Genomic DNA, 25,415 nt, shown 5'->3' with positions numbered 1-25,415 from the left:
CTCTAAATGTGGGAGGGGGCTTGCTCCCGATAGCGGTGTATCAGTAACAGATGGACTGACTGACACACTGCAATCGGGAGCAAGCCCCCTCTCACATTGCTAGCCCAGGTTTTTGCCCAGCAAGGCGTGATAGAGCTCGCTGTCGCCGAGGATCCCCACCACCTGGTTGTTGTCATGCAACACCAGCTTGTTCCCCGTCTGATAACGAATCTGCAGCGCATCACGCATGCCGATATTCGAATCCACCAGCGTCGGCACCCGGCCCAAACCTTCAACCGGCTGCCCCGGTGCCCAGTTCTGCAAGTTCATCACCACGCCATTCTGGCGGGCGCCCTGGATGGTGTTGCCTTCGGCCAGGTCCAGCCATGAGTCGCCGCCCGGATCCAGGCACACCGAACCGTTGACGCGTTTGCAGTTGTCCAGTGTGCGCATCAGGCTGCGGCCACACAGTACGTTCAGCGGGTTGGTGTGGGCGACGAAGGTGCGCACATAGTCGTCCGCCGGGTTCAGCACGATCTCTTCCGGCACGCTGTACTGGATGATCTTGCCGTCTTTCATGATCGCGATACGGCTGCCCAGTTTCAGCGCCTCGTCGAGGTCGTGGCTGACGAACACGATGGTCTTGCTCAGCTTGCGTTGCAGTTCCAGCAACTCGTCCTGCAGGCCCTGGCGGATCAGCGGGTCGAGGGCGGAGAAGGGTTCGTCCATCAGCAGGATGTCGGCATCCATCGCCAACGCACGGGCCAGGCCGACGCGTTGTTGCATGCCGCCGGACAATTCATCCGGCTTCTTGTTGCGCCACTGGGTCAGGCCCACCAGCTCGAGTTTTTCGTCCACCAGCTTGCGCCGGTCTTTTTCCGGACGGCCCTGCATTTCCAGGCCAAAGCTGATGTTCTCGCGCACCGTCAGCCAGGGCATCAGGGCGAACTTCTGGAACACCATGGCGATGCGCTTGGTGCGCATCATTTTCAGCTCGGCGGGGGTGCAGGAGGCGATGTCGATCTGGCGACCTTCATGCTCCACGAACAGCTGGCCACGGCTGACGGTGTTGAGACCGTTGATGCAGCGCAGCAGGCTCGACTTGCCGGAGCCCGACAGGCCCATCAGCACGCAGATCTCGCCTTTTTCCACATCCAGGCTGGCTTTTTCAACGCCGACAATCTGCCCGGTCTTTTTCAGGATTTCGTTACGGCTCATGCCCTGGTCCAGCAGCTTGAGCGCTTCGCGTGGGTCTTTGGAGAAGATCACGTCGACATTGTCGAATCGGATAATGCTCATGCATCACCCCCTACTTTGGCGTCGGGTTGTTTGCAGATGCGGTCGAGCATGATGGCCAGCAGCACAATCGCCAGGCCGGCTTCAAAGCCCAGGGCGATGTCGGCGGTGTTCAGCGCGTTGACCACCGGCTTGCCGAGGCCGTCGGCACCCACCAGGGCGGCGATCACCACCATCGACAACGACAGCATGATGCATTGGGTAATGCCGGCGGCAATGCTCGGCATGGCGTGAGGCAGTTCAATGCGCGAGAGCAACTGACGGCGCGAGCAGCCAAAGGCCTTGCCGGCGTCCATCAACTCTTGCGGTACATCGCGGATACCCAGGTAGGTCAGGCGGATCGGCGCGGCAATCGCGAACACCACCGTGGAGATCAAACCAGGCACCACACCCAGCCCGAAGAGGGTCAGGGTAGGGATAAGGTAGACGAAGGTCGGTACGGTCTGCATCAGATCGAGCACCGGCCGCATCAGGGTGTAGAACATCGGTTTGTGCGCGGCAACAATGCCCAGCGGCACGCCGATGACCACGCAGACCAGCGTGGCGAACAGCACCTGCGCGAGGGTCTCCATGGTTTCCTGCCAGTACCCAAGGTTCAGGATCAGCAGGAAGGAGGCGATGACAAAAACAGTCAGTCCCCATTTACGTTGAATAAAGTGAGCCAGCAGCGCAATCAGACCGATCAATGCCAGCGGATTGAACCAGGTCAGCGCGAACGTCACGCCGTGGATCATCGTTTCCAGTGTCGATGCGATTGCATCGAAGTAGTTGGCCCCGTGTTGGGTCAACCATTCGACGAAGGCAGCGATGTACTGGCCTAGTGGGATTTTCTGTTCAGTCAGCATGGTAGTGAATGTCCACATGCGAAGGGGAAAACATCCCGGGGCAGCGCACCGCCCCGGGGTCAGCAGTTACTTGTTCAGATACGCCTTGACGGCTTCCAGGCCTGGTTTGCCATCGACAGTAGTGACACCGGCGAGCCAGGTGTCGAGTACTTGCGGGTTCTTCTTCAGCCAAGCCTTGGCGGCGGCGTCGGGCTTCATCTTGTCGTCCAGGACGTTACCCATCAGGGTGCTTTCCATGTTCAGGGTGAACGACAGGTTTTTCAGCAACTGGCCGACGTTGCTGCATTCCTGGGTGTAGCCCTTGCGGACGTTGGTGTAGATGGTGGCCTGGCCGTAGTTGGGGCCGAACGAATCGTCACCGCCGGTCAGGTACTTCATCTTGAAGCGGGTGTTCATCGGATGCGGTTCCCAACCCAGGAACACGATGGCCTGGTCACGCTTGGAGGCGCGTTCCACCTGCGAGAGCATCCCGGCTTCGCTGGATTCGACCACTTTGAAACCTGCGGTTTTCAGGCCGAAAGCATCTTTGTCGATCAGGGTCTGGATGGTGCGGTTGCCGTCGTTACCCGGCTCGATACCGTAGATCTTGCCGCCCAGCTCATCCTTGAATTTGGCGATATCGGCGAAGTCTTTCAGGCCTTTGTTGTACAGCGCCTCGGGGACCGCCAGGGTGTACTTGGCGTTCTCCAGGTTGGCGCGCACGGTTTCCACGGTGCCGGCATCACGGTACTGCTTGATGTCGTTTTCCATGGTCGGCATCCAGTTGCCGAGGAAGATGTCCATGTTCTTGCCGTCGGCCAGGGACTTGTAGGTCACTGGTACCGAAATCATCGTGGTGCGCGGCTTGTAGCCCAGGCCCTTGAGGACTTCGCTGGTGGTCGCGGTGGTGACGGTAATGTCGGTCCAGCCGACATCGGAGAAATTGACGGTCTTGCACTGTTCCGGCTCTGCAGCGTGCGCCATGACTGGCAGACTCAGCATGGCGGCCAACAACAACGAGGGTGAACCTTTCATCTGGGTAGACTCCTGTGTTTTTTCTGGCGGCATTCGCCGCGCTTTATAAGTGTTGCGGTTGGAGCGTGCGGCAACAGCTCTGCCACGGTGCCTTGCAAACGAGTCGAGACTGATCATGTACCAGTGAAAATCTGACGCCTACAGGGGGCGTCGTATCCAGTACAGGGAGGGTCGTATCCAGTGTCGGTGACGTCGCTTACAGGTTTTTCCCAAGTCAAAACTGCTGTTTTTGCCCATCTGCACCGCTAAAAACGGCCAAAACAGGCGATCGCACGGGAGCGACGCTGGTGAGCATGGATGCGTCGGTGTGAGACGCCGTGGCAGCGAATAAAACCTTGATGATGCCGCCATCTGGGCCTGTAGCTCGCGTAACCCTTTCTTGATCCCAATTTCGGATGCCGGTTGTCCATATCCTGCGTTGCTGCTCCTCGCCATAGCGGAGCTATGACTCGTCGCAGCGCCTTGGCTATGAACAACCGGCATCCGAAATTGGGCTCAAGAAAGGGTCACGCGAGCTACGAGCGTAGCAGTTCACTGTTGCCTGGCCGTGCTTATCGAGGAGTTCTACCGCAATGGCTATCAGTGTTTTCGACCTGTTCAAGATCGGCATCGGGCCTTCGAGTTCTCACACCGTCGGCCCCATGCGCGCCGCGGCGTTGTTCGTTCAAGGGTTACGTGAACGTGAACTGTTGGAACAAGTCAGGCGGGTCGAAGTTCAGCTGTACGGCTCATTGTCGGCCACCGGCATCGGCCACGGCAGCGACACCGCCACCATCATGGGCCTGATGGGCGAGTGGCCGGACGCAATCGATCCGTCGCAAATCGGCGTGCGTATCCACACCCTGCGTGAGACCGACACCCTGCTGCTCGATGGGCGTTTGCCGGTGCCGTTCGTGTGGGCACGGGACATGCGCCTGCTCGACGAAAACCTGCCCTTCCACCCCAATGCCATGACCCTGGTGGTGTTTGGCGATGACGGCGAGTTGCACCGCGACACCTACTACTCAGTGGGCGGTGGTTTCGTGGTGGATGAAGCCCAGGCGCAGAGCGGCGTGGCGGACATGGACCGCACCGAGTTGCCCTATGATTTTTCCAGCGCAGTGGAGCTGCTGCAGTTGTGCAAGACTCACAACCTGCGCGTCGCCGAGTTGATGCTGGCCAACGAAAAAGTCTGGCGCTCCGAAGATGAAATCCGCAGCGGCCTGATGAAACTCTGGCGCGCCATGCAGGCGTGCGTGGAGGAGGGCCTCAAGCACGAAGGCATCCTGCCCGGCGGTCTCAACGTGCGCCGCCGCGCCGCCAAGTTGCACCGCAGCTTGCAGGAGTTGAACAAGCCTAATGTGATCGGCTCGACCTTGAGTGCGATGGAGTGGGTCAACCTGTTCGCCCTGGCGGTGAATGAAGAAAACGCCGCCGGGGGACGCATGGTCACGGCACCTACCAACGGTGCGGCGGGGATCATTCCCGCGGTGCTGCACTATTTCATGAAGTTCAGCGACGAAGTCACCGAAGCCAACGTGGTCGACTACCTGCTCAGCGCGGCGGCGGTGGGGATCCTGTGCAAGAAGAACGCCTCGATCTCCGGTGCCGAAGTCGGTTGCCAGGGTGAAGTAGGGTCGGCCTGCGCCATGGCCGCTGCCGGGCTGGCCGAGATCCTCGGCGCCACCCCGGAGCAGCTGTGCAACGCCGCCGAAATCGGCCTGGAACACAACCTCGGCCTGACTTGCGACCCGGTGGGCGGGCTGGTGCAAGTGCCGTGCATCGAGCGCAATGCGATTGCAGCGGTGAAGGCGATCAACGCGGCGCAGATGGCCCTGCGTGGTGACGGCCAGCACTTTATCTCCCTGGACCGGGTGATCCGCACCATGCGCGATACCGGCGCGGATATGCATGACAAGTACAAAGAGACGTCGCGGGGTGGGTTGGCGGTCAGTGCGGTGGAGTGCTGAGACCGAGTCGCCTGTATCGGGGGCAAGCCCCCTCCCACATTTGAAGGTATTCACAATTCAAAATGTGGGAGGGAGCTCGCTCCCGATAGCGGCAGTTCAAACAATACTGCTCATAAAGTGAACACCAGTATCCCAATGCGCCACCTTTTAGCGCGTCGCAAACAGATAAGTAGCTGCCGAACGATTTCCCCTCCGACCACCCGTCACCTGTGCGTGTGGTGACAGACTTTTCCTACGAGCTGAAAGCTCCTTCCCACAAGTGCTACCGAACTGCTCACACCCCTTGAGTAGGCTCACTCCTACGGCCAAATCGGGTCATATCCCGTACTTCCCGCGCGGGCTTATATAGACGCTTCAGCAGGTCGTTTTCAGGATTTATTGAATGGCCATTCAAACTTAGGCATGGCATTTGCTCTATGAATTCAAAGCCTCTCGCCTTGCCGGATGAAGAGCGCAATAACAAGAGCCTCGCCTGAGGCCATCACCCGCTTTGTGTGAGGAGATACCGCCATGACGTCGTTCAACTCCGGGGCCCAACCCCAGAACCGTGCGCCTCAATCCATCGGCTTTTTGCTGTTGGACAATTTCACGCTGATTTCACTGGCCTCGGCCGTGGAACCGCTGCGCATGGCTAACCAGCTGTCCGGCCGCGAGCTGTATCGCTGGACAACCCTGAGTGTCGACGGCAACCAGGTGTGGGCCAGCGACGGTCTGCAAATCACCCCCGATGCCTCCATGCACAAAGCCCCGGCCCTGGACACTGTGATTGTGTGCGGCGGCGTGGGTATCCAGCGTACCGTGACCCGTGAACATGTGTCGTGGCTGCAAAGCCAGGCGCGTCAGTCCCGCCGCCTTGGCGCGGTGTGCACCGGCAGTTGGGCGCTGGCCTGCGCCGGTCTGCTCGACGGGTTTGATTGCAGCGTGCACTGGGAATGCCTGGCGTCGATGCAGGAAGCTTTCCCGCGCGTGTCGATGAGCACCCGCCTGTTCACCCTCGACCGCAACCGCTTCACCAGTTCGGGCGGCACCGCGCCGCTGGACATGATGCTGCACCTGATCAGCCGCGACCACGGCCGTGAACTGTCGGCGGCGATCTCCGAAATGTTCGTGTACGAGCGCATCCGCAATGAACAGGATCACCAGCGTGTGCCGCTCAAGCACATGCTTGGCACCAACCAGCCGAAGTTGCAGGAAATCGTCGCGCTGATGGAAGCCAACCTCGAAGAGCCGATCGACCTGGACGAACTGGCGGTGTACGTCGCCGTGTCGCGTCGCCAGCTGGAGCGGCTGTTCCAGAAATACCTGCACTGTTCGCCGTCGCGCTACTACCTCAAGCTGCGCCTGATTCGCGCACGGCAGTTGCTCAAGCAAACGCCGATGTCGATCATCGAAGTGGCGTCGGTGTGCGGGTTTGTGTCCACGCCGCACTTCTCCAAGTGCTACCGCGAATACTTCGGCATTCCGCCACGGGATGAGCGCGTAGGCTCCAACACCACCCAGCAGGTGGCGATGATGCCGATTCCGCAGGCGCTGGTATTGTCACCGTTGGCAGGACCGATGTCGGCGTTGAGCCAGGCGCGCAATGAGTCGACGTTTGCGAGCGTACGGCTTTAAACCGAGTTGACTGCATCGGGGGCAAGCCCCCTCCCACACTTGACCGAGTTGTCATGACGAACATGGCCAGATGTGGGAGGGGGCTTGCCCCCGATAGCGGTCGGTCAGGCGCCTGAATTCTGTTTGAACTGCACCAGAGCCGGCAACAACTGCTTGTCGATTGCCTGACGCACCGCCGGCAGAATCGTCGCACTGCCGGTGTACATCTGCTCAACCATACCCTTGAGCGCCTTGGCCCGCGCTTCGCTCAAGCCGCGTACCGCACACTCGCAAGCCTGTTCGGCGCTGGCGCCGCTGGACACCTCGAAACCCAGCGAGCGCAGTTGGCTCAGCAGGTCATCCTGGTCAATCAAATCCGCATGCATCATGACGTTTATCCTGGTGAAGGGAGCGGGGATTGACTTGGATTCTGGTAGGCCCCCGGCCGGTCGGCAAGGGCAGAATGCACGAATGGCTCAGATGGCTATGAACGTGTCGTTTTCGGGTCATTTACCCATTGAAGTAATAGGCACACTGGCTACCAGCAAGCAGCTTGAAGGTTTGGTCACCCTCGGGATGTACGGCTCACACAAAGCACTCTGCCCCGATTCAGTCACGGCTGGATCGGGGCTTTTTTTGCCTGGGTTTTTTCGGTGCCTGTGCCGGCCTCATCGGGGCATAAGTATCTACACAACTTCAGTAGGATAACGCTACGCAGGGGGCTCGGCTCAAGATGTGTAGATACCTATGCTCATCGGGGGCACCACGGTTTACCGCTGTAACACCAATATCCTTGAGAGCAGCTCGTCGCGATCGATATAGCATCCCTGGAAATGCCGCGCCCCCGAAGTGGGATCAAACGCATTGCGCGCATGCAGCGTGCGGCGGTTATCGAAGCACCACAGCTCACCCGGGTTCAGGCGCTTGACCAGCCGAAAGCGCGCCTCGCGCGTCATTGCGATAAACCGCCGATAAGCCCGATACAGCAACGGCATCTGCGCCACCGACGTCTCAAACGGCCCGCGCAAAAAGTTGGCCATGCGAATCTCTGCCACATCCCCCAAGGCATCCAGCGCAATGATCGGCGCGAGGCGGCGGTAGTCGCTGTGACGGTCTTTGTTGCGAAACTCCACGGGTATTTCACACAAGGCACGAAACGCTTCGGGATCTTCCTCGCGCAGGGCATTGGCGATGGCAAACCCATCGACAAAAATACTCTCGCCGCCGTCGGCATCGTTGACCAGGCAATGCAGGAATTGCAGCCCCGGTTGCAGCTCCCGGGTCGGCAAATCACTGTGCAAGGGCAGGTTGAAAGCGGTGTAGGCATTGCTGTCGGCATCGGCCTTGGATTGCACGTTGAACAGCACGCCGAAATTGCTCTCGCGGATAAACGAAATGCGCTGCGCAATCGGTGCCAGAGAGCCCGGTTTGGTGGGCACGCCGCGCATTTGCGTCAGGCCAGAGTCACGCAAGGCCAGCAGCCATTGCAGCAGCGCCTCTGGGTCTTGCATGACCGCCGCGTAGTCGAATATGGGCAGTTCGAACCTGTTGTCCCAGAGCCTGGATGTGGGTTTCGCCGCCCGGCGTTCGGCGCGGGATTCCTCGTCGTAGGCATGGGCCCGCAGCCAGCCGGGATCGTACTGGCTGTGATGACCACCGTGCCATTGCACGCTGAGAAAACCTTGGTCGATACGCGCGCTGATGGCGCTGAGGTTTTCATCCACATCGACAATTTCCAGCACCTGCTCGCGGGTGACGCTGTACACACAGTGCGTGCACGGGCAGTTGTCCCGCAGCCACTGATGATGAAACGGGCTGACCCGGCCATCGGCCCATTGCACGCGAATCTGATCGTCCAGCACCTGTGCATCGGCGAGGTCGCAGAGCTTGGGGTAAGTACGGAAATCGGCAACGGCGGCGGCGGTTTGCATGATGGCTCCTTATTTTTTCGGTGGCAGTGCAATCACTCGGCCGAGGAGGGCGGGCCTTGGCAGGTCGGCTTGTTCAGCGCTGATCGCAACGAGTTTGTCCAACGTCGCCTCGGCAAACGGCGCCGAATGCGGACCGGCCAGGTCGACGTGCAGCAGCATCTGTTCGTTGCCGGCGAGTTCTTTCTCATCGCCCACCAAATGCAGGCTGTGATAGAGGTGCAGGCGCTTGGCGTCGTGGGCGATCAGTTGCGTGTGCACTTCCACTTCGGCGCCGAGTTTCACCTCGTGCAAGTAGTTCAGGTGCAGTTCCAGGGTGAACAGCGAATGGCCGCTGGCTTCGCGGTTGTCGCTGTCCAAGCCGAGGGTGTCCATCAGCGCGTCGGTGGCGTAGCTGAAGATCAGCAGGTAGTACGCGTCGCGCAGGTGGCCGTTGTAGTCGACCCAGTCGGCAAGGACTGGGGTGGTGTAGGTGGTCAGCGCAGGCATGGTGAGGGTTCCGTTATTCGGCGAAGGTCATGCCGTGCTTGGCTTTGGTGGTTTTCACCGCTTCCAGCACCGCCAGCAGGCAATCATCACGATAGCGTTCCAGTGCCGAAATGCTGTGTTTGCCCAACTGATCGCTGGTGCCATCGACCACATCGTCGATCAGCTTGTCGGTCAGTTCCGGCGCCGGCAGGTAGGTCCACGGCAGCTGCAACGCCGGGCCGAACTGCGCCATGAAGTGGCGCATACCCGCATCGCCGCCCGCCAGGGTGTAGGTGAGGAAGGTGCCCATGAACGACCAGCGCAAGCCGGCGCCAAAGCGAATCGCGTCATCGATCTCGCCGGTGGTGGCCACGCCGTCATTCACCAGGTGCAGCGCCTCGCGCCACAGCGCTTCGAGCAAGCGGTCGGCGATAAAACCGGGGACTTCCTTGCGCACATGCAGCGGGCGCATGCCGAGGGATTCATACACCCTGATCGCGGCCTGGATCGCTGCCGGCGCGGTGTGCTTGCCGCCGACCACTTCCACCAACGGCAACAGATAGACCGGGTTGAACGGATGGCCGACCACGCAGCGTTCCGGGTGGGTCGAGCCCTCGTAGAACTCACTCGGCAACAGCCCGGAGGTACTCGAACCGATCAATGCATTGGGCTTGGCCGCTGCGCTGATCTTGCTGTGCAATTCCAGTTTCAGTTCCAGGCGTTCCGGGGCGCTTTCCTGGATGAAGTCGGCGTCTTTCACGCACTCTTCAATGGTTGGGACGAAGCGCAGGCGGTCTTGCGATGCGCCGGGTGCGAGGCCCTGTTTTTCCAAGGCGCCCCAGGCATTGGCGACGCGTTTGCGCAACGCCGCTTCGGCACCCGGTGCGGGGTCCCAGGCGACCACATCGAGGCCGTGGGCCAGGGCGCGGGACACCCAGCCGCTGCCGATGACACCGCTGCCGAGGGCGGCGAAGGTTTTGATTTCAGTGATAAAGCGCATGGCGACGATCCTGAAGTATTCACACATTCTGTTTTGGGAACCGGCTCAAACTGTGGGAGGGGGCTTGCTCCCTCCCACATTTTTTAGCCGCGTTTGGTCAGGCCCATCTTGATGCGGCCTTCCGCCGGGGTCATGACCCGTGCGCCCAGGCGGCTGAGAATCTCACTGGCGCGTTCCACCAGTTGGCCGTTGGTGGCGAGTACGCCCTTGTCCAGCCACAGGTTGTCTTCCAGGCCGACCCGTACGTTGCCGCCCAGCAGCACCGCTTGTGCGGCCATGGGCATTTGCATGCGGCCGATCCCGAACCCGGCCCACACCGCGTCGGCCGGCAGGTTGTCGACCATGGCTTTCATCGTGGTGGTGTCGGCCGGAGCGCCCCATGGGATGCCCAGGCACAGTTGGAACAGCGGGTTATCGAGCAGGCCTTCCTTGATCATCTGCTTGGCGAACCACAGGTGGCCGGTGTCGAAGATTTCCAGTTCGGCTTTGACGCCCAGCTCTTGGATTCGCTTGGCGCCCGCCCTCAGCTGCGCCGGGGTGGAGACGTAAATCGTGTCGCCATCGCCAAAATTCAGGGTGCCGCAGTCCAGGGTGCAGATTTCCGGCAGCAGTTCTTCTACATGGGCCAGGCGGGTCAGTGGGCCGACCAGATCGGTATTGGGGCCGAATTCCATCGGGTTCTCGCCGCCGCCGATCTCGAGGTCGCCGCCCATGCCGGCGGTGAGGTTGACGATGATGTCGATGTCAGCCTCGCGGATGCGCTCCATCACTTCGCGGTACAGGGCGACGTCGCGGCTGAACTTGCCGGTCTCGGGGTCGCGCACATGGCAGTGCACCACGGTAGCGCCGGCCTTGGCGGCTTCCACGGCGGCGGCGGCGATTTGTTTGGGGGTGACCGGCACGTGTGGGCTTCTGGCGGTCGTGTCGCCAGCACCGGTGAGTGCGCAGGTGATGATGACGTCGTGGTTCATGAGGCGGTTCCTTACAGGCGTAGTGGTGCCGCTCGCAGCCAGGAGCGGCTGCGACACGGTGGTTCGAATCAGGTTATTTGCTGGTGAGTTGCAGGTTGGCGGCGGCCGGTTTGCCGTCGAAGGTGGTCACGCCTTCCAGCCAGCGCGCCTGGTCTTGCGGGTGATCCTTGAGCCACTGCCTGGCGGACTCGAGGGCATCCTTGTGATCCAGCAACGGCTGCATCATCCGGCTCTCGTCGGCGGCGGTGAAGGTCAGGTTGGTCAGCAGCTTGTGCACGTTGGGGCACTGTTCGGCGTAGGTCGGCGAGGTGACGGTCCAGACGGTGGCCATGCCTTCGTTCGGGCCCAGGGCGTCGTCGCTGCCGGTGAGGTAAGTCATCGCGACGTTGACGTTCATCGGGTGCGGCGCCCAGCCGAAGAACACCACGGCTTCCTTGCGGCGTACCGCACGGTCCACGGCGGCAAGCATGCCGGCCTCGCTGGATTCCACCAGCTGGAATTTGCCCAGGCCGAACTGGTTCTTGGCGATCATCGCCTTGATCTGGGTGTTGGCCCCCGAGCCTGGCTCGATGCCGTAGATCTTGCCGCCCAGTTCTTTCTCGAACTTGGCGATGTCGGCGAAGGTTTTCAGGCCCTTGTCCGCCAGGTACGTCGGCACCGCCAGGGTGGCGCGGGCGTCTTCCAGGCTGGGTTTGTCGAGGACCTTGATTTGCTTGGCGTCGATGAACGGCGTGATGGTCTGGGTCATCAGCGGGTTCCAGTAGCCGAGGAACAGGTCCAGGCGCTGGTCGCGGATACCGGCGAAGATGATTTGCTGGGAGGCGCTGGTTTGTTTGGTCTTGTAGCCGAGGCCGTCGAGCAACACTTGGGTCATGGCGCTGGTGGCGATGACGTCGGTCCAGTTCACCACGCCCATGCGCACGTTGCGGCAGGAGTCGGCGTCGGCCGCGAATACGCTGGTGCTTAAGATGGCGCTGGCGCCGAGTGCAAGCACGCAGCGGCGAATCAGTCGGTTCATGGTGGATCCCTCGGCAGATCGTTATTGTGGGGGCCGGCGTCTTTGTGCGCCGTGGGATCACGTTACGGAGCTTTGGGCCCGCCGAAACGCACGGCGGCGACCAGCTCTTGCACTGCGGCGACCTGTGCTCTTGAATGGCCCGTTGAACTGGCGTATCACAGTGACCACGCTGCCCGTCCTACGAGAGCGCCACCATGTCCCAGGATTTCTACTTTCTGCTGATGCCGGGGTTCTCGGCCATCGGCTTTATTTCCGCGCTGGAGCCGCTGCGCGTGGCCAACCGCTTTCGTGGCGAGTTGTACCGCTGGCATGTGCTGAGCGCCGATGGCGGCGCGGTGCTGGCGAGCAATGGCATGTCGGTCAACGCCGACGCCGCGCTGGAGCCGTTGAAAAAGGGCGCGACGCTGTTGGTGGTGGCCGGCTTCGAACCGCTGCAGTTCGCCACGCCGGCGCTGGAGCACTGGCTGCGCCGTCTGGACAATGACGGCGTGACCCTCGGCGCCATCGACACCGGCGCCTGTGTCCTCGCCGAAGCCGGCCTGCTCGACGGTCATCGCCTGACCCTGCACTGGGAAGCCATCGACGCCTTCAAGGAGTCGTACCCGCACCTGACCGTGACCCAGGAACTGTTCGAGATCGACCGCCGCCGCATCACCTGCGCCGGCGGCACCGCCTCCATCGACCTGATGCTCGACCTGATCGCCCAGGCCCACGGCCCTGAACTGGCGATCCAGGTCTCCGAACAATTCGTACTTGGCCGCATCCGCCCGCGCAAAGACCACCAGCGCATGCAGATCGCCACGCGCTACGGCATCAATAACAAGAAACTGGTGCACGTGATCGGCGAGATGGAGCAGCACACCGAACCGCCCCTGAGCACCTTGGCGTTGGCCGACGCGATCAAGGTCACCCGGCGCCAGTTGGAACGCCTGTTTCGCCTGCATTTGAACGACACCCCGAGCAACTTCTACCTCGGCCTGCGCCTGGAAAAAGCCCGGCAGCTACTGCGCCAGAGCGATATGAGCGTGCTGGAGGTGAGCATTGCGTGCGGGTTTGAGTCGCCGTCGTATTTCACCCGGAGTTATCGGGCGAGGTTTGCCAAGTGTCCGAGGGAGGATCGGCGACGGGAGGTGGTTTGACGGGCAATTATAGTCAATTATACTCGCAACTATAATTTATAGTCCTTTCCATAATTGAGTATAAAAGCATGTCCAAGCACAGCGGCTTTGTGTTTCGCCGCCCCGCCCTGGCAAGCAGTATTGCCGATGGCTTGGTGGGGGCGGGTATTCAGGATTTCACCTCTGGCCTGTTTCTCGCGGCGCCTCGTCGCACCGGAAAAAGCACTTTTCTGCGCGAAGACTTGATTCCGGAATGTCAGCTCCGGGGCTGGCTGGCGGTGTATGTGGATCTCTGGGCTGACAAAGAGAAAGATCCTGCCGAGTTGATTGCCAGCGCTATTGCTGCGGCTCTGGTGCCCTATGAAAAGGGCATTCGCAAACTGGCCAAGAACATTGGCATCGAGAAACTAAGCTTTCTGCGTACGCTCTCCTGGGACTTTACCAAGCCACAATTGCCTGCCGGTGCGACGCTGACCCAAGCGTTGGAGTTGCTCCACCGTGCTGCAGAAAAACCCGTTGTGCTGGTGATTGACGAAGCGCAGCACGCGTTAACCACTGAGTCAGGTATCAATGCGATGTTCGCGTTGAAGGCCGCGCGGGACCAGCTCAACCAAGGCCGTGACGAGGAGGGCAGCGGCTTGCGCCTGGTGTTTACCGGCTCCAATCGCGACAAACTCGCCCATTTGGTATTGGGTAAAAGCCAGCCGTTCTTCGGTTCCAGCATCACGCCGTTTCCCTTGCTCGGCAAAGAGTTCACCCAGGCCTACACCGTGCACCTCAACGCGCACCTGGCCGAGACCAACCAGTTCAACGCGGCTGATATTGATGAGGCGTTTGAGCTGGTAGGTCGGCGTCCCGAGATGTTGCGCACGATCATCGGTGAAGTCGCGTTGGAGCTGGGCGAGGCGAGCAACTTGGGCCAACTGCTGCACAGTCGCGCCGAACTGCTGCGCGCAGGCGTGTGGACCGAATTCGAAAGCGCCTGGAACGCCCTGACGATCCCGCAGCGTGCGGTGTTGGAGGTGATGGTGGAGCGCTCACACAACAACGAACCTTTTGCGCCGTTTACCGACAGCACACTGATAGCGGTCAGCAAGGCGCTGGAGGACATGGGCAGCGACGTGGTGCCGGGCACCCAGACCATCCAGGCCTGCATCGATGCGTTGCGCGATAAGGAGCTGGTGTGGAAGTCGAGCCGGGGCGGTTATGCCCTGGAGGACAAAACGTTCGGCGATTGGCTGCGGCACAAGCGCCATACACCCCACTGAAAACACCACAGACCCAGTGTGGGAGGGGGCTTGCTCCCGATAGCGGTATGTCAGCCAATGCATGAGCAAGCTGATCCACCACCATCGGGAGCAAGCCCCCTCCCACAGTGGATTTCGGCGTGGCTTATTTCTTCAGCAGGGCGGAGCATGCGGTCTTGAAGGCCTCATGCTGATACTTGTTCAGTGTCGCCGGCAGTTCAAAGTTGTGCTTCTTGTTCTGCGCATTGATGGTCTGCGGCGACAGCAACGTCACCTCAACCCCCTCCAGCAGTTGAAACACCCCTTCAATCTTGAACGTGGTCGGGCCACCGGCGAATTCGCCTTTTTTGCTGCGCTTCTTGATCGCGATGCGAGTGACGGCGTTGGCCTGCACGAAGGCCTTCACCTGGGCGGCAAAGGCTTTGACGTTGGCCGCTTCATCATCGTCTTCAAGGGCGATTTTCTTGGTAGCCAGGGCGACGTGGCTCAGCGCCTGGTTGTCCAGTGAAGCGACAGCGATGATGGCTTCGCTGCCTTTGATTTCGATGCCGCAGATAGTCATGAAAGGCCTTGGTTCAAAGAGAAAGTGGCGGGATTGTCGCTTATTCCTGCCCAATCGACTCCAAAAACTCCGACCGCTCATCACTCATCCGCGCCAGGCAATCATTCTGCGCAATCGCATAGGCCTTGGTGCCGGTCACCGCCGGGAAGGTGTCCACCGCGCAATCGGCGTCACGCAGTTTTTCCCACTTTTGCTGGGCGTCCTTCAGACGAGCGGTAATGTCTGCGAGCTTGGTCTTATCGCTGCCATAAGTGGAATGCATGCGTTCCAGCAGACCCTGATAGTTATCCTTGAGCAATTGCTCGGCAGTGGTTTTGTTGTAAGTGGCGCATTCAAGGGTTTGCTTGTCGTTTTCGATGCCATCGCACGGCGTGCTGTCGGTGTCTTCGGCCGCGTGGACGCCGGTTGCGATGAGTGCCAAAGCCAGGAAAATCGATTTCATTGCGCCGTCTCATATCAGTTGATGCAGGAATTCTGGCTCAAGCGTAAGACAAATAACAGCTGCCAGTCAGACACCTCTTAACAGCCTTTGTCGCGGATTGACGCTTTCGGCAATTCCCCTGTCGTTTTTGCACCCGGCTCGGTCGGCCCCTGGGCATATGCTGGCCCCAAAGCGCCGACACACGATTCGGCGCATGAATCGCCAAAATAAGGGGACGCCTGATGAGCCCAGCCGAATTGCACGCCGACAGCATCGTTATCGACGGGCTGATCATTGCCAAGTGGAACCGCGACCTGTTCGAGGACATGCGCAAAGGTGGCCTCACCGCCGCGAACTGCACCGTGTCGGTGTGGGAAGGGTTCCAGGCCACGATCAACAACATCGTCGCCAGCCAGACCCTGATCCGCGAGAACAGCGACCTGGTGATCCCGGTGAAAACCACCGCCGACATCCGCAAGGCCAAGGAGCAGGGCAAGACCGGCATCATCTTCGGCTTCCAGAACGCCCATGCGTTTGAAGACCAGCTCGGCTATGTGGAGATCTTCAAGCAGCTCGGCGTGGGCGTGGTGCAGATGTGCTACAACACCCAGAACCTGGTTGGCACCGGTTGCTACGAGCGCGACGGCGGCCTGTCGGGCTTCGGGCGTGAGATCGTCGCCGAAATGAACCGCGTCGGCATCATGTGCGACCTGTCCCACGTCGGCTCCAAGACCAGCGAAGAAGTCATCCTCGAATCGAAAAAACCGGTGTGCTACTCCCACTGCCTGCCGTCGGGTCTTAAAGAACACCCACGCAACAAATCCGATGAAGAACTCAAATTCATCGCCGACCACGGCGGCTTTGTCGGCGTGACCATGTTCGCGCCGTTCCTGGCCAAGGGCATCGATTCGACCATCGACGACTACGCCGAAGCCATCGAATACACCATGAACATCGTCGGCGAAGACGCCATCGGCATCGGCACCGACTTTACCCAGGGCCATGGCCAGGATTTCTTTGAAATGCTGACCCATGACAAGGGCTACGCCCGCCGCCTGACCAGCTTCGGCAAGATCATCAACCCGCTGGGCATCCGTACCGTGGGCGAGTTCCCCAACCTCACCGAGACCCTGCTCAAACGCGGTCACCCTGAGCGTGTAGTGCGCAAGATCATGGGCGAGAACTGGGTCAACGTCTTGAAGGACGTTTGGGGCGAATAAGCCAAACACCCCTGGGCATACCACAACGAATTTTTCTGGAGTTAAGTTTCCATGGCCAAGATCGCCCCGCAATTACCTATCGAAGTCGACAGCGAAACCGGTGTCTGGACTTCCGACGCCCTGCCGATGCTGTACGTACCGCGCCACTTCTTCGTCAACAACCACATGGGTATCGAAGAAGTGCTGGGCGCCGAGGCCTATGCCGAGATCCTCTACAAGGCCGGCTACAAGTCCGCCTGGCACTGGTGTGAAAAAGAAGCTGAATGCCACGGCCTGGAAGGCGTCGCGGTGTTCGAGCACTACATGAAGCGTCTGTCGCAACGCGGCTGGGGCCTGTTCAAGATTCAGGACATCGACCTCGACAAAGGCACCGCCAGCGTCAAGCTCGAACACTCGGCCTTCGTCTACGTGTACGGCAAGGTCGGGCGCAAAGTCGACTACATGTTCACCGGTTGGTTTGCCGGCGCCATGGACCAGATTCTGCAAGCGCGTGGCAGCAACATCCGTACCGTGGCCGAACAAGTCTACGGAGGCTCCGAAGAGGGCCACGATGACGGCTTGTTCACCGTCAAGCCGTTGTAAGCCGAGGACCGTGCCATGGCTTTCGAAGCAATGTTCCAGCCGATCCAGATCGGCAAACTGACCATCCGCAACCGCGTGCTCAGTACCGCCCACGCCGAGGTGTATGCCACCGACGGCGGCATGACCACCGACCGCTATGTGAAGTACTACGAAGAGAAAGCCAAGGGCGGCATTGGCCTGGCGATCTGTGGCGGTTCCTCGGTGGTCGCCATCGACAGCCCGCAGGAATGGTGGAGCTCGGTGAACCTGTCCACCGACCGCATCATCCCGCACTTCCAGAACCTGGCCGACGCCATGCACAAGCATGGCGCCAAGATCATGATCCAGATTACCCACATGGGTCGTCGCTCGCGTTGGGATGGCTTTAACTGGCCGACCCTGATGTCGCCGTCCGGCGTACGTGAGCCGGTGCACCGCGCCACCTGCAAGACCATCGAGCCGGAAGAGATCTGGCGCGTGATCGGCAACTACGCCAGCGCCGCCAAGCGCGCCAAGGCCGGTGGCCTGGACGGTGTGGAACTGTCCGCCGTGCACCAGCACATGATCGACCAGTTCTGGAGCCCACGGGTCAACAAGCGTACCGACGAATGGGGCGGCACCTTCGAAGGCCGCATGAAGTTCGGCCTGGAAGTCTTGAAAGCCGTGCGCGCCGAAGTCGGTGACGACTTCTGCGTGGGCATGCGCCTGTGCGGTGACGAGTTCCACCCGGACGGCCTGTCCCACGAGGACATGAAGCAGATCGCCAAGTATTACGACGACACCGGCATGCTCGATTTCATCGGCGTCGTCGGCTCGGGCTGCGACACGCACAACACCCTGGCCAACGTTATCCCCAACATGAGTTATCCACCGGAGCCGTTCCTGCACCTGGCGGCCGGTATCAAAGAAGTGGTCAAGGTTCCGGTGCTGCACGCGCAGAACATCAAGGACCCGAACCAGGCCACGCGCATCCTCGAAGGCGGCTATGTGGACATGGTCGGCATGACCCGTGCGCACATCGCCGACCCGCACTTGATCGCCAAGATCAAGATGGGCCAGATCGACCAGATCAAACAGTGTGTCGGCGCCAACTATTGCATCGATCGCCAGTACCAGGGCCTGGATGTGTTGTGCATCCAGAACGCCGCGACCTCCCGTGAATACATGGGCGTGCCGCATATCATCGAGAAGTCCACCGGGCCGAAACGCAAGGTGGTGGTGGTCGGTGCCGGCCCTGCGGGGATGGAAGCCGCGCGCGTTGCCGCCGAACGTGGCCACGACGTGACCCTGCTCGAGAAGAAAGAATTTATCGGCGGGCAAATCACCACCGCCTCCAAGGCCCCGCAACGCGACCAGATCGCCGGTATCACGCGCTGGTTCCAGCTGGAGCTGGCGCGCTTGAAAGTCGACCTGCGCCTGGGCGTGGCCGCCGATGCCGAGACCATCCTGGACCTGCGTCCGGACGTGGTGGTGCTGGCTGTCGGCGGGCATCCGTTTATCGAGCAGAACGAACACTGGGGCGCCGCCGAAGGCTTGGTGGTGAGCAGCTGGGACGTGCTTGACGGCAAAGTCGCGCCGGGCAAGAACGTGCTGGTGTACGACACCATTTGCGAATTCACCGGCATGTCGGTGGCGGACTTCCTGGCGGACAAAGGCTGCCAGGTGGAAATCGTCACCGACGACATCAAGCCGGGCGTAGCCATCGGCGGTACGTCGTTCCCGACCTACTACCGCAGCATGTACCCCAAGGAAGTGATCATGACCGGCGACATGATGCTGGAAAAGGTCTACCGCGAGGGCGACAAGCTGGTGGCGGTGCTGGAGAACGAATACACCGGCGCCAAAGAGGAGCGGGTGGTGGACCAGGTGGTGGTCGAAAACGGCGTGCGCCCGGACGAAGCCATCTACTACGGGCTCAAGGAAGGTTCGCGCAACAAGGGCCAGATCGACGTTGAAGCCCTGTTCGCGATCAAGCCGCAGCCGTGCCTGAGCGAGACGGGCGATGGGTACTTGCTGTTCCGCATCGGTGACTGTGTGGCGCAGCGAAATACCCATGCCGCCATCTATGACGCACTCCGGCTTTGCAAGGATTTTTGACGGCATAGCTACGAGCCGCAAGCTACGAGCTGCAAGAGCAAAGCCCGGTGCCTGGCACTGCTTTAGCTTGCGGCTTGAAGCTTGTCGCTGTTGCTCACCTAAGGTGCTTCCGCATGTTGAACACTGTGCTTCCTATCCTTCTCTTTACGGCTGCTTCTCTTGCCGTCCTCGGCGCCCTGCGCCGGGTGAACATGTGGCGCCGTGGCCGTGCCTCCAAGGTCGACCTGCTCGGCGGCCTGCTGGCCATGCCCAAGCGCTACATGGTCGACCTGCACCATGTGGTTGCCCGCGACAAATACATCGCCAACACCCACGTCGCCACCGCCCTGGGCTTTGTGCTGTCGGCGCTGCTGGCGGTCCTGGTGCATGGCTTTGGCCTGCATAACCGTATCCTCGGCTACGCCTTGCTGCTGGCGTCGGTGTTGATGTTTGTCGGCGCCACCTTCGTTTACCTGCGTCGGCGCAACCCGCCGTCGCGCCTGTCGAAAGGCCCGTGGATGCGCCTGCCGAAAAGCCTGATGGCGTTCTCGGTGAGTTTCTTCCTGGTGACGCTGCCGGTGGCCGGGATCCTGCCCGCTGACTTTGGCGGCTGGCTGCTGGCCGCGCTGCTGAGTGTGGGTGTGCTATGGGGCGTGTCCGAAATGTTCTTCGGCATGACCTGGGGCGGCCCGATGAAGCACGCCTTCGCCGGTGCGCTGCACCTGGCCTGGCACCGTCGCGCCGAACGCTTTGGCGGTGGCCGTTCCACCGGTTTGAAACCGCTGGACCTGAGCGACAAAACCGCGCCCCTGGGCGTGGAAAAACCCAAGGATTTCACCTGGAACCAACTGCTCGGCTTTGACGCCTGCGTGCAGTGCGGCAAGTGCGAAGCGGCGTGCCCGGCCTTCGCCGCCGGCCAGCCGCTGAACCCGAAAAAGCTGATCCAGGACATGGTGGTCGGCCTGGCCGGTGGCACCGATGCCAAGTTTGCCGGTAGCCCTTATCCGGGTAAACCGATTGGCGAGCACAGCGGCAACCCGCACCAGCCGATCGTCAACGGCCTGGTGGACGCCGAGACCTTGTGGTCGTGCACCACCTGCCGCGCCTGCGTGGAAGAGTGCCCGATGATGATCGAGCACGTCGACGCCATCGTCGACATGCGCCGCTACCTCACCCTGGAAAAAGGCGCGACCCCGAACAAGGGCGCCGAAGTCCTGGAAAACCTGATCGCCACCGACAACCCCGGCGGCTTTGCACCGGGCGGTCGCCTGAACTGGGCGGCCGATCTGAACCTGCCGCTGCTCAGTGACAAGGGCACCACCGACGTGTTGTTCTGGGTCGGCGATGGCGCCTTCGACATGCGCAACCAACGCACCTTGCGTGCGTTCGTCAAAGTGCTTAAAGCGGCCAAGGTCGACTTCGCCGTACTTGGCCTGGAAGAGCGCGACAGCGGCGACGTAGCGCGGCGCCTGGGCGATGAGGCGACCTTCCAACTGTTGGCTTCGCGCAATATCCAGACGCTGGCCAAGTACAGCTTCAAGCGCATCGTCACCTGCGATCCGCACAGCTTCCATGTGTTGAAAAACGAGTACGGGGCCTTCAACGGCAACTACCGCGTACAGCACCACAGCACCTTCATGGCCGAGCTGATCGGCGAGGGCGCGCTGAACCTGGGCCAGCACAAAGGCAACAGCGTGACCTACCACGACCCGTGCTACCTGGGCCGCTACAACGGTGAGTACGAGGCCCCGCGCCAAGTGCTGCGTGCCTTGGGCATCGAGGTCAAGGAGATGCAACGCTCGGGCTTCCGCTCACGCTGCTGCGGCGGCGGTGGCGGGGCGCCGATCACCGACATTCCCGGCAAGCAACGTATTCCCGACATGCGCATGGAAGACATCCGCGAAACCGGTGCCGAGCTGGTGGCGGTGGGTTGCCCGCAGTGCACGGCGATGCTCGAAGGTGTGGTTGAACCGCGCCCGTTGATCAAAGACATCGCCGAGCTGGTGGCCGATGCATTGCTCGAAGACGTCGCACCGGCCAAAGCTCCCAACAAGCGTGAACCTGCGGAGGTGCACTGATGAGCGACATTATCCGCCGCGACCCACGGGCCGAATGGATCGCCCGTAACCGCCTGCACCCGCTGCATGCGGCGATGCAGCCAGTGCAACACAGTTGGATGGGGCCCAACGGCATCCTCCGCAAGAATGTGCATGGCGTCGGTTTTATCGGCCCCAACGGCATCAAGCGCATCGACCGCAGCGGTGCCCAGCAGGGCGGTGCGGCTAAGCGTACGGCGGCGCTTGAAGTGCAGTTGCCGCTGCATCAGGTGCCTGCGCCTGCGTTCTACATCAACGTGGTGCCGGACATGGTCGGCGGCCGCTTGAGCAGCCACGACCGCGACCTGCTCGGCCTGGCGCGGCAACTCGCCGGCAGCGACGGCGCAGTGTTGGCGGTGGTGTTTGGCGAGCATAAGGAAAGCGCGTTTGCCACGGCTGGTGTCGATCGCCTGCTGGTGCTGGACGGCCATGAATTCGACGGTTATTCACCGGAGCAACGCGTGCAGGGTTTGCGCGCTGTGGATAACCAGTTCAACCCGCGCCATTGGTTGCTGCCCGACAGCCGCAGTGGTGGCGGTGAGTTGGGTCGGCGTTTTGCCGCCAGCCTCAAGGAACGCCCGGCCACTCGCGTTTGGCAGATCAAGGGCGACGAGTGCATCGGCCGCGCCGGTGCGGGCCGGGAGGACTTGGCACGGCCGCTGCCACGCCTGATTCTGGCCGCCGCCGAATGTGCCGATCCGGTCAGCGACACGCGCCATGAAGTATTGCCTGTGGAGTTATCCACAAGCCTGGCGCGCAGCCTGCCGCGTATCGAGGATCTCGGTGCGGTGGCGGTGGACCCGGCGGCGATTCCCATGGCCGAGGCCGAGTTTATTTTCTCCGGCGGCAACGGCGTGAAGGACTGGGCGCTGTTCCACCAGACCGCCGCGGCATTGGGCGCCACCGAAGGCGCCTCGCGGGTAGCGGTGGACGACGGCTTCATGGCCCGTGATCGCCAGGTCGGCGCCAGCGGTACGTGGGTGACGGCGCGGGTGTATGTGGCCGTGGGGATTTCCGGGGCGATCCAGCACCTGCAAGGCATTGGCGCCTGCGATAAGGTGGTGGCGATCAACCTCGACCCGGGCTGCGACATGATCAAGCGTGCCGACCTGTCGGTGATCGGCGAAAGCGCCGCGATTCTGCAAGCCTTGATCGATGCGGTCGAGGCCTACCGCAACGGCGCCAAGCGCGATGCGGCTTGAGGACATGACCATGACCACGAATGTAATCAGCCTGGTGTCCATCGGCGCCCACCCCACCTCCGGCCGGCCACGCCGCGCCGAACAGGATGCGCGCGCGGTCGAGCTGGGCCTGCAAATGGCCGGGGATAAGTTGCAGGTGCTGCACGCCGGCAATATCGCCGAACCGACCCTGCGCAGCTACCTGGGCATGGGCTTGCCGCAACTGCATGTGCTGGAGCAACCGGCCGGCGCGGATGCGTTGCCGGTGCTCAGTGACTACCTGCGCGAGGCCGGCGCCCAGGTGGTGCTCACCGGCAGCCAGGCCGAAACCGGTGAAGGTTCGGGCATGCTGCCGTTCCTGCTCGCAGAACAATTGGGTTGGCCGCTGATTGTCGGGTTGGCTCAGGTGGAGTCCATCGACGGCGGCGTTGCTCATGTGCTGCAAGCCTTGCCGCGTGGGCAGCGGCGGCGCTTGAAGGTGCGCTTGCCGTTTCTGGCCACGGTGGACAACGCCGCGCCCAAGCCTCGGCAGAGCGCCTACGGCCCGGCACAGCGCGGTGAGTTGGCGGCCCATGAGGTCGAAATTGAAGCCGATGAGTTATTCACAGGCGCGGTGCTGCAACCGGCCAAACCTCGTCCCAAACGCCTCAAGGTGATCAAGGCCAAGAGCGGCGCCGACCGCATGAAGGCGGCCACGGCCAAGGCCAGTGGCGGCGGTGGGCAGGTGCTCAAGGGTGTAAGCGCCGAGGAAGGCGCCCAAGCCATTCTCAAGTTGCTCATAGAAGAAGGCGTAGTGCGCTAACCCACCAACACTGCAAAACCAATGTGGGAGGGGGCTTGCCCCCGATAGCGGTGGATCAGTTACAGCTACTGAGACTGACACACTGCACTCGGGAGCAAGCCCCCTCCCACAGTTTGATCTCCATCAGGATCTGAGGTTACGGGGCGGCCGGTGCAGGTTTGGGCACCAGGTCCGGCAGCGGTGGCGGCAGGGGTTGCCAGGTGGCATCCGGCTGTTGCATCGGCGGTGGCAGCGCCGGTGTAGGGTCGCCCCCAATCGGCTTGAGGATCATTTTTTCGGTGGTATCACGCAGGATCATGCCCTGGGTCGAACTGCGCGCTTCGGTGCCGCTGTGGAAGGTACTGATCTGGGCAATCGGCAGGTCCAGGTTGCGTTCGATCCTCGGCGTCAGCAGCAGGATGATCTCGGTTTTCTGCTGGGTGTTCTGGTTGGTGCCGAACAGCTTCTTGCCGATCCACGGGATCTGGCTCAACCACGGCAAACCCGAGCCCTCGTCGACATCCGCCGTGCGGATCAGCCCCGAGACGATCTGGGTTTCATTGTTGCGCGCGGTCAGCAAGGTCTTGGTGGCCCGTGAGCCGAGTTCGAAAGTAGCCGGTACATGTTCCGAGCCGGGAATGCGCTTGGTGATATGGCTCATTTCCACGTTCAACTCCAGGTTCACCTCATCGCTCAGGCTGATGTTGGGCTTGACGGTGATCTGCAGCCCCACGTCCTGGTAAGACACCGACGAGGTGGTGATCTGGTTGGCGGTGGTGGTGGTGACCACCGGGATCTTGTCGCCGATGTTCACCTGGGCCTCTTCACGGTTGCGCACCCGCACCCTGGGGTTGGCCAGGGTTACGGTGTTGCCGCTGCGTTGCAGCATATTGATACGTGCCGAGGTGCTACCCGAATCGAGCAGGATGTTGTCGCCATTGATCCCACGCAACGCGCTGAGCGGGATGCCCGCCATGCCGGCAGGTACGTTGGCGAGGTTGCCCACGGATAAGCCGATGCTCTCCGGGTACTGGATGCCCAGGTTCAACTCGTCGGTCAGGCTGACCTCCAGCACCTGGATGTCGATGGTCACTTCCGACTGCGCGATATCAATGGCTTCCACCAGTTTTTCCACGGCGCTCAGGGTGTCCAGGCCATCGCGCACAATCACTGCGTTGAGGCGTTCGTCCACCAACACCTCCTTGGGCTTGAGCACTTGCTTGATCTCGGCGGCGATGACCTTGGGGTCGCCATGGCTGAGGTAGAAGGTGCGTACGGCCAACTCGCGGTATTCGCGTTCTTTGTCCGGGCGTCGGGGGTAAACCAGGATGGTGTTGGCGTTGAGGATTTTCTTGTCCAGCCCTTGGGTGGTCAGCAGCAGGTTCAGCGCGTCTTCGGCGGTGGTTCGACTTGCGGTCATGCTCGCGGAGGCACTGGGGTTGACGTCTTTGTCGATGACAAAATTGACCCCTGACAGGCGCGCAATGGTCTCGAAAATCGTGGTCAGGCTTTGCGCGCTGAATTCCAGGCTCAAGGGTTTGCGCATAGCCTCGGAGAGATCGGCGCTGAGGTAGTCGGCGCTCACCAGTTCGCGGGTCAGGGCATTGCGAAAGTCCAGGGCCTCGCGGTAGTTGGGCTTTTGCGCGATGATCCGGCGCACCAGGTTGAGTGCTTCCACCGGGTTGGAGCGCTTCATTGCGTAGGCCTGTGCCAGTTGCGGGCGAAGCTGTTTCATCGCCTGGATGTTCTGGATTTCCTGGCGCGCCCCGAGATTGCTGGGGTCGTACTTGAGGATGGTTTCCAGGGCGCGAATGGCGCTGGCATCGTCGCCACGCATCAGCGCGGTGCTGGCCTCGCGGCTGTATTGGGCGACCAGCAATTCCAACTTGCTGAAGTTGGCGGTGCGCAATTGCACGTCGTCGGGGGCTTGTTTGGCTTCGGCTTGCAGCACTTCGACCGAGCGGATGATGTCGCCCTTCTGGCGCAACTCGTCGCTTTCCTCGATCGCCCGTTGGGTCTGGCAGGCGCTGAGCAAGGCCATGGCCAGGCTCAAGGGAATCCACGTACGTATCGCCATGATCGTGTCCTGCC

General features: G+C 61.3%; 22 protein-coding genes. 10 read left to right on the top strand and 12 right to left on the bottom strand.

Annotated features, from left to right (window positions below):
• Nucleotides 1-99 precede the first annotated feature (99 nt).
• The 3 genes from choV to AB1462_RS16865 form a co-directional block, all read right to left on the bottom strand.
• Nucleotides 100-1,278, bottom strand: coding sequence for a choline ABC transporter ATP-binding protein (gene choV, locus AB1462_RS16875; RefSeq protein ID WP_090401718.1), 1,179 nt, complete (start codon nt 1,276-1,278; stop codon nt 100-102).
• A complete protein-coding gene (choW, locus tag AB1462_RS16870) occupies nt 1,275-2,120 on the bottom strand; it encodes a choline ABC transporter permease subunit (RefSeq protein ID WP_015886271.1) in 846 nt (281 codons plus the stop codon). The genes choV and choW overlap by 4 nt, the downstream gene beginning before the upstream one ends.
• A gap of 66 nt (nt 2,121-2,186) precedes the next feature.
• Nucleotides 2,187-3,134, bottom strand: a complete 948-nt coding sequence (locus tag AB1462_RS16865) for a choline ABC transporter substrate-binding protein (protein WP_053128119.1) — start codon at nt 3,132-3,134, stop codon at nt 2,187-2,189.
• Between the two features lie 572 nt (nt 3,135-3,706).
• Here AB1462_RS16865 and AB1462_RS16860 point away from each other — a divergent pair.
• Together AB1462_RS16860 and AB1462_RS16855 are read left to right on the top strand one after the other, a co-directional pair.
• Nucleotides 3,707-5,083, top strand: coding sequence for an L-serine ammonia-lyase (locus tag AB1462_RS16860; protein WP_065938175.1), 1,377 nt, complete (start codon nt 3,707-3,709; stop codon nt 5,081-5,083).
• 510 nt (nt 5,084-5,593) lie between these two features.
• Nucleotides 5,594-6,697 carry a GlxA family transcriptional regulator gene (locus tag AB1462_RS16855; protein ID WP_003176586.1) on the top strand — a complete coding sequence of 368 codons (1,104 nt, stop codon included), beginning with the start codon at nt 5,594-5,596 and terminating at the stop codon, nt 6,695-6,697.
• A 104-nt stretch (nt 6,698-6,801) separates the two neighbouring features.
• Here the strand turns inward: AB1462_RS16855 and AB1462_RS16850 are convergent, their stop codons facing one another.
• The 6 genes from AB1462_RS16850 to AB1462_RS16825 form a co-directional block, all read right to left on the bottom strand.
• Nucleotides 6,802-7,065: a hypothetical protein gene (locus AB1462_RS16850; protein WP_090401719.1), complete on the bottom strand. Its 264-nt coding sequence runs from the start codon at nt 7,063-7,065 to the stop codon at nt 6,802-6,804.
• Between the two features lie 381 nt (nt 7,066-7,446).
• Nucleotides 7,447-8,607 (bottom strand): gamma-butyrobetaine dioxygenase, encoded by a 1,161-nt coding sequence (locus AB1462_RS16845; RefSeq protein WP_367247387.1) that lies wholly within the window; start codon nt 8,605-8,607, stop codon nt 7,447-7,449.
• A gap of 9 nt (nt 8,608-8,616) precedes the next feature.
• Nucleotides 8,617-9,093 (bottom strand): thioesterase family protein, encoded by a 477-nt coding sequence (locus AB1462_RS16840; protein WP_315335257.1) that lies wholly within the window; start codon nt 9,091-9,093, stop codon nt 8,617-8,619.
• A 13-nt stretch (nt 9,094-9,106) separates the two neighbouring features.
• Nucleotides 9,107-10,072, bottom strand: a complete 966-nt coding sequence (locus AB1462_RS16835; RefSeq protein WP_090401724.1) for an L-carnitine dehydrogenase — start codon at nt 10,070-10,072, stop codon at nt 9,107-9,109.
• Nucleotides 10,073-10,155: 83 nt separating this feature from the next.
• The gene (locus tag AB1462_RS16830) at nt 10,156-11,043 is read right to left on the bottom strand and encodes a 3-keto-5-aminohexanoate cleavage protein (protein WP_090401725.1); all 888 of its coding nucleotides are present in this window, start codon (nt 11,041-11,043) and stop codon (nt 10,156-10,158) included.
• A 73-nt stretch (nt 11,044-11,116) separates the two neighbouring features.
• Nucleotides 11,117-12,061 carry a choline ABC transporter substrate-binding protein gene (locus AB1462_RS16825; protein WP_090401726.1) on the bottom strand — a complete coding sequence of 315 codons (945 nt, stop codon included), beginning with the start codon at nt 12,059-12,061 and terminating at the stop codon, nt 11,117-11,119.
• A gap of 194 nt (nt 12,062-12,255) precedes the next feature.
• Here AB1462_RS16825 and AB1462_RS16820 point away from each other — a divergent pair, with 194 nt between their 5' ends.
• A complete protein-coding gene (locus tag AB1462_RS16820; RefSeq protein ID WP_090401727.1) occupies nt 12,256-13,200 on the top strand; it encodes a GlxA family transcriptional regulator in 945 nt (314 codons plus the stop codon).
• 68 nt (nt 13,201-13,268) lie between these two features.
• The gene (locus AB1462_RS16815; RefSeq protein WP_315335255.1) at nt 13,269-14,447 is read left to right on the top strand and encodes an AAA family ATPase; all 1,179 of its coding nucleotides are present in this window, start codon (nt 13,269-13,271) and stop codon (nt 14,445-14,447) included.
• Between the two features lie 124 nt (nt 14,448-14,571).
• Here the strand turns inward: AB1462_RS16815 and AB1462_RS16810 are convergent, their stop codons facing one another.
• Complete coding sequence (locus tag AB1462_RS16810; RefSeq protein WP_259193938.1) at nt 14,572-14,988, bottom strand: DUF3010 family protein; 417 nt, start codon at nt 14,986-14,988, stop codon at nt 14,572-14,574.
• Nucleotides 14,989-15,028: 40 nt separating this feature from the next.
• Complete coding sequence (locus AB1462_RS16805) at nt 15,029-15,430, bottom strand: lysozyme inhibitor LprI family protein (protein WP_027606004.1); 402 nt, start codon at nt 15,428-15,430, stop codon at nt 15,029-15,031.
• 221 nt (nt 15,431-15,651) lie between these two features.
• Between AB1462_RS16805 and AB1462_RS16800 the strand changes: the two genes are divergently transcribed.
• From AB1462_RS16800 to AB1462_RS16775, 6 genes are all read left to right on the top strand, one after another.
• Nucleotides 15,652-16,629 (top strand): dipeptidase, encoded by a 978-nt coding sequence (locus AB1462_RS16800; RefSeq protein WP_010207105.1) that lies wholly within the window; start codon nt 15,652-15,654, stop codon nt 16,627-16,629.
• Nucleotides 16,630-16,680: 51 nt separating this feature from the next.
• Complete coding sequence (locus AB1462_RS16795) at nt 16,681-17,211, top strand: DUF5943 domain-containing protein (protein WP_010565965.1); 531 nt, start codon at nt 16,681-16,683, stop codon at nt 17,209-17,211.
• Nucleotides 17,212-17,226: 15 nt separating this feature from the next.
• Nucleotides 17,227-19,287 carry a dimethylglycine demethylation protein DgcA gene (gene dgcA / locus AB1462_RS16790; protein ID WP_053130936.1) on the top strand — a complete coding sequence of 687 codons (2,061 nt, stop codon included), beginning with the start codon at nt 17,227-17,229 and terminating at the stop codon, nt 19,285-19,287.
• A 113-nt stretch (nt 19,288-19,400) separates the two neighbouring features.
• Nucleotides 19,401-21,344 (top strand): dimethylglycine demethylation protein DgcB, encoded by a 1,944-nt coding sequence (gene dgcB / locus AB1462_RS16785; RefSeq protein WP_090401730.1) that lies wholly within the window; start codon nt 19,401-19,403, stop codon nt 21,342-21,344.
• Nucleotides 21,344-22,564, top strand: coding sequence for an electron transfer flavoprotein subunit alpha/FixB family protein (locus AB1462_RS16780; protein WP_259193941.1), 1,221 nt, complete (start codon nt 21,344-21,346; stop codon nt 22,562-22,564). The genes dgcB and AB1462_RS16780 overlap by 1 nt, the downstream gene beginning before the upstream one ends.
• A gap of 10 nt (nt 22,565-22,574) precedes the next feature.
• The gene (locus AB1462_RS16775) at nt 22,575-23,345 is read left to right on the top strand and encodes an electron transfer flavoprotein subunit beta (protein WP_367247384.1); all 771 of its coding nucleotides are present in this window, start codon (nt 22,575-22,577) and stop codon (nt 23,343-23,345) included.
• A gap of 136 nt (nt 23,346-23,481) precedes the next feature.
• Here the strand turns inward: AB1462_RS16775 and AB1462_RS16770 are convergent, their stop codons facing one another.
• A complete protein-coding gene (locus tag AB1462_RS16770) occupies nt 23,482-25,401 on the bottom strand; it encodes a secretin N-terminal domain-containing protein (protein ID WP_090401732.1) in 1,920 nt (639 codons plus the stop codon).
• Nucleotides 25,402-25,415: the final 14 nt, after the last annotated feature.

The sequence above is a fragment of the Pseudomonas sp. SB113 genome (genome assembly GCF_040754745.1).
In the GTDB taxonomy this organism is placed as follows: Bacteria; Pseudomonadota; Gammaproteobacteria; order Pseudomonadales; family Pseudomonadaceae; genus Aquipseudomonas; species Aquipseudomonas grimontii.
The sequence above is the reverse complement of the archived record's forward strand: the minus strand, read 5'-3'. Positions and strand labels throughout refer to the sequence as shown.

What these genes read in the sequence shown, in the direction of transcription:
- choV (WP_090401718.1), bottom strand. Translation starts at nt 1,278, where the DNA reads ATGAGCATTATCCGATTCGACAATGTCGACGTGATCTTCTCCAAAGAC.
- choW (WP_015886271.1), bottom strand. Translation starts at nt 2,120, where the DNA reads ATGCTGACTGAACAGAAAATCCCACTAGGCCAGTACATCGCTGCCTTC.
- AB1462_RS16865 (WP_053128119.1), bottom strand. Translation starts at nt 3,134, where the DNA reads ATGAAAGGTTCACCCTCGTTGTTGTTGGCCGCCATGCTGAGTCTGCCA.
- AB1462_RS16860 (WP_065938175.1), top strand. Translation starts at nt 3,707, where the DNA reads ATGGCTATCAGTGTTTTCGACCTGTTCAAGATCGGCATCGGGCCTTCG.
- AB1462_RS16855 (WP_003176586.1), top strand. Translation starts at nt 5,594, where the DNA reads ATGACGTCGTTCAACTCCGGGGCCCAACCCCAGAACCGTGCGCCTCAA.
- AB1462_RS16850 (WP_090401719.1), bottom strand. Translation starts at nt 7,065, where the DNA reads ATGATGCATGCGGATTTGATTGACCAGGATGACCTGCTGAGCCAACTG.
- AB1462_RS16845 (WP_367247387.1), bottom strand. Translation starts at nt 8,607, where the DNA reads ATGCAAACCGCCGCCGCCGTTGCCGATTTCCGTACTTACCCCAAGCTC.
- AB1462_RS16840 (WP_315335257.1), bottom strand. Translation starts at nt 9,093, where the DNA reads ATGCCTGCGCTGACCACCTACACCACCCCAGTCCTTGCCGACTGGGTC.
- AB1462_RS16835 (WP_090401724.1), bottom strand. Translation starts at nt 10,072, where the DNA reads ATGCGCTTTATCACTGAAATCAAAACCTTCGCCGCCCTCGGCAGCGGT.
- AB1462_RS16830 (WP_090401725.1), bottom strand. Translation starts at nt 11,043, where the DNA reads ATGAACCACGACGTCATCATCACCTGCGCACTCACCGGTGCTGGCGAC.
- AB1462_RS16825 (WP_090401726.1), bottom strand. Translation starts at nt 12,061, where the DNA reads ATGAACCGACTGATTCGCCGCTGCGTGCTTGCACTCGGCGCCAGCGCC.
- AB1462_RS16820 (WP_090401727.1), top strand. Translation starts at nt 12,256, where the DNA reads ATGTCCCAGGATTTCTACTTTCTGCTGATGCCGGGGTTCTCGGCCATC.
- AB1462_RS16815 (WP_315335255.1), top strand. Translation starts at nt 13,269, where the DNA reads ATGTCCAAGCACAGCGGCTTTGTGTTTCGCCGCCCCGCCCTGGCAAGC.
- AB1462_RS16810 (WP_259193938.1), bottom strand. Translation starts at nt 14,988, where the DNA reads ATGACTATCTGCGGCATCGAAATCAAAGGCAGCGAAGCCATCATCGCT.
- AB1462_RS16805 (WP_027606004.1), bottom strand. Translation starts at nt 15,430, where the DNA reads ATGAAATCGATTTTCCTGGCTTTGGCACTCATCGCAACCGGCGTCCAC.
- AB1462_RS16800 (WP_010207105.1), top strand. Translation starts at nt 15,652, where the DNA reads ATGAGCCCAGCCGAATTGCACGCCGACAGCATCGTTATCGACGGGCTG.
- AB1462_RS16795 (WP_010565965.1), top strand. Translation starts at nt 16,681, where the DNA reads ATGGCCAAGATCGCCCCGCAATTACCTATCGAAGTCGACAGCGAAACC.
- dgcA (WP_053130936.1), top strand. Translation starts at nt 17,227, where the DNA reads ATGGCTTTCGAAGCAATGTTCCAGCCGATCCAGATCGGCAAACTGACC.
- dgcB (WP_090401730.1), top strand. Translation starts at nt 19,401, where the DNA reads ATGTTGAACACTGTGCTTCCTATCCTTCTCTTTACGGCTGCTTCTCTT.
- AB1462_RS16780 (WP_259193941.1), top strand. Translation starts at nt 21,344, where the DNA reads ATGAGCGACATTATCCGCCGCGACCCACGGGCCGAATGGATCGCCCGT.
- AB1462_RS16775 (WP_367247384.1), top strand. Translation starts at nt 22,575, where the DNA reads ATGACCACGAATGTAATCAGCCTGGTGTCCATCGGCGCCCACCCCACC.
- AB1462_RS16770 (WP_090401732.1), bottom strand. Translation starts at nt 25,401, where the DNA reads ATGGCGATACGTACGTGGATTCCCTTGAGCCTGGCCATGGCCTTGCTC.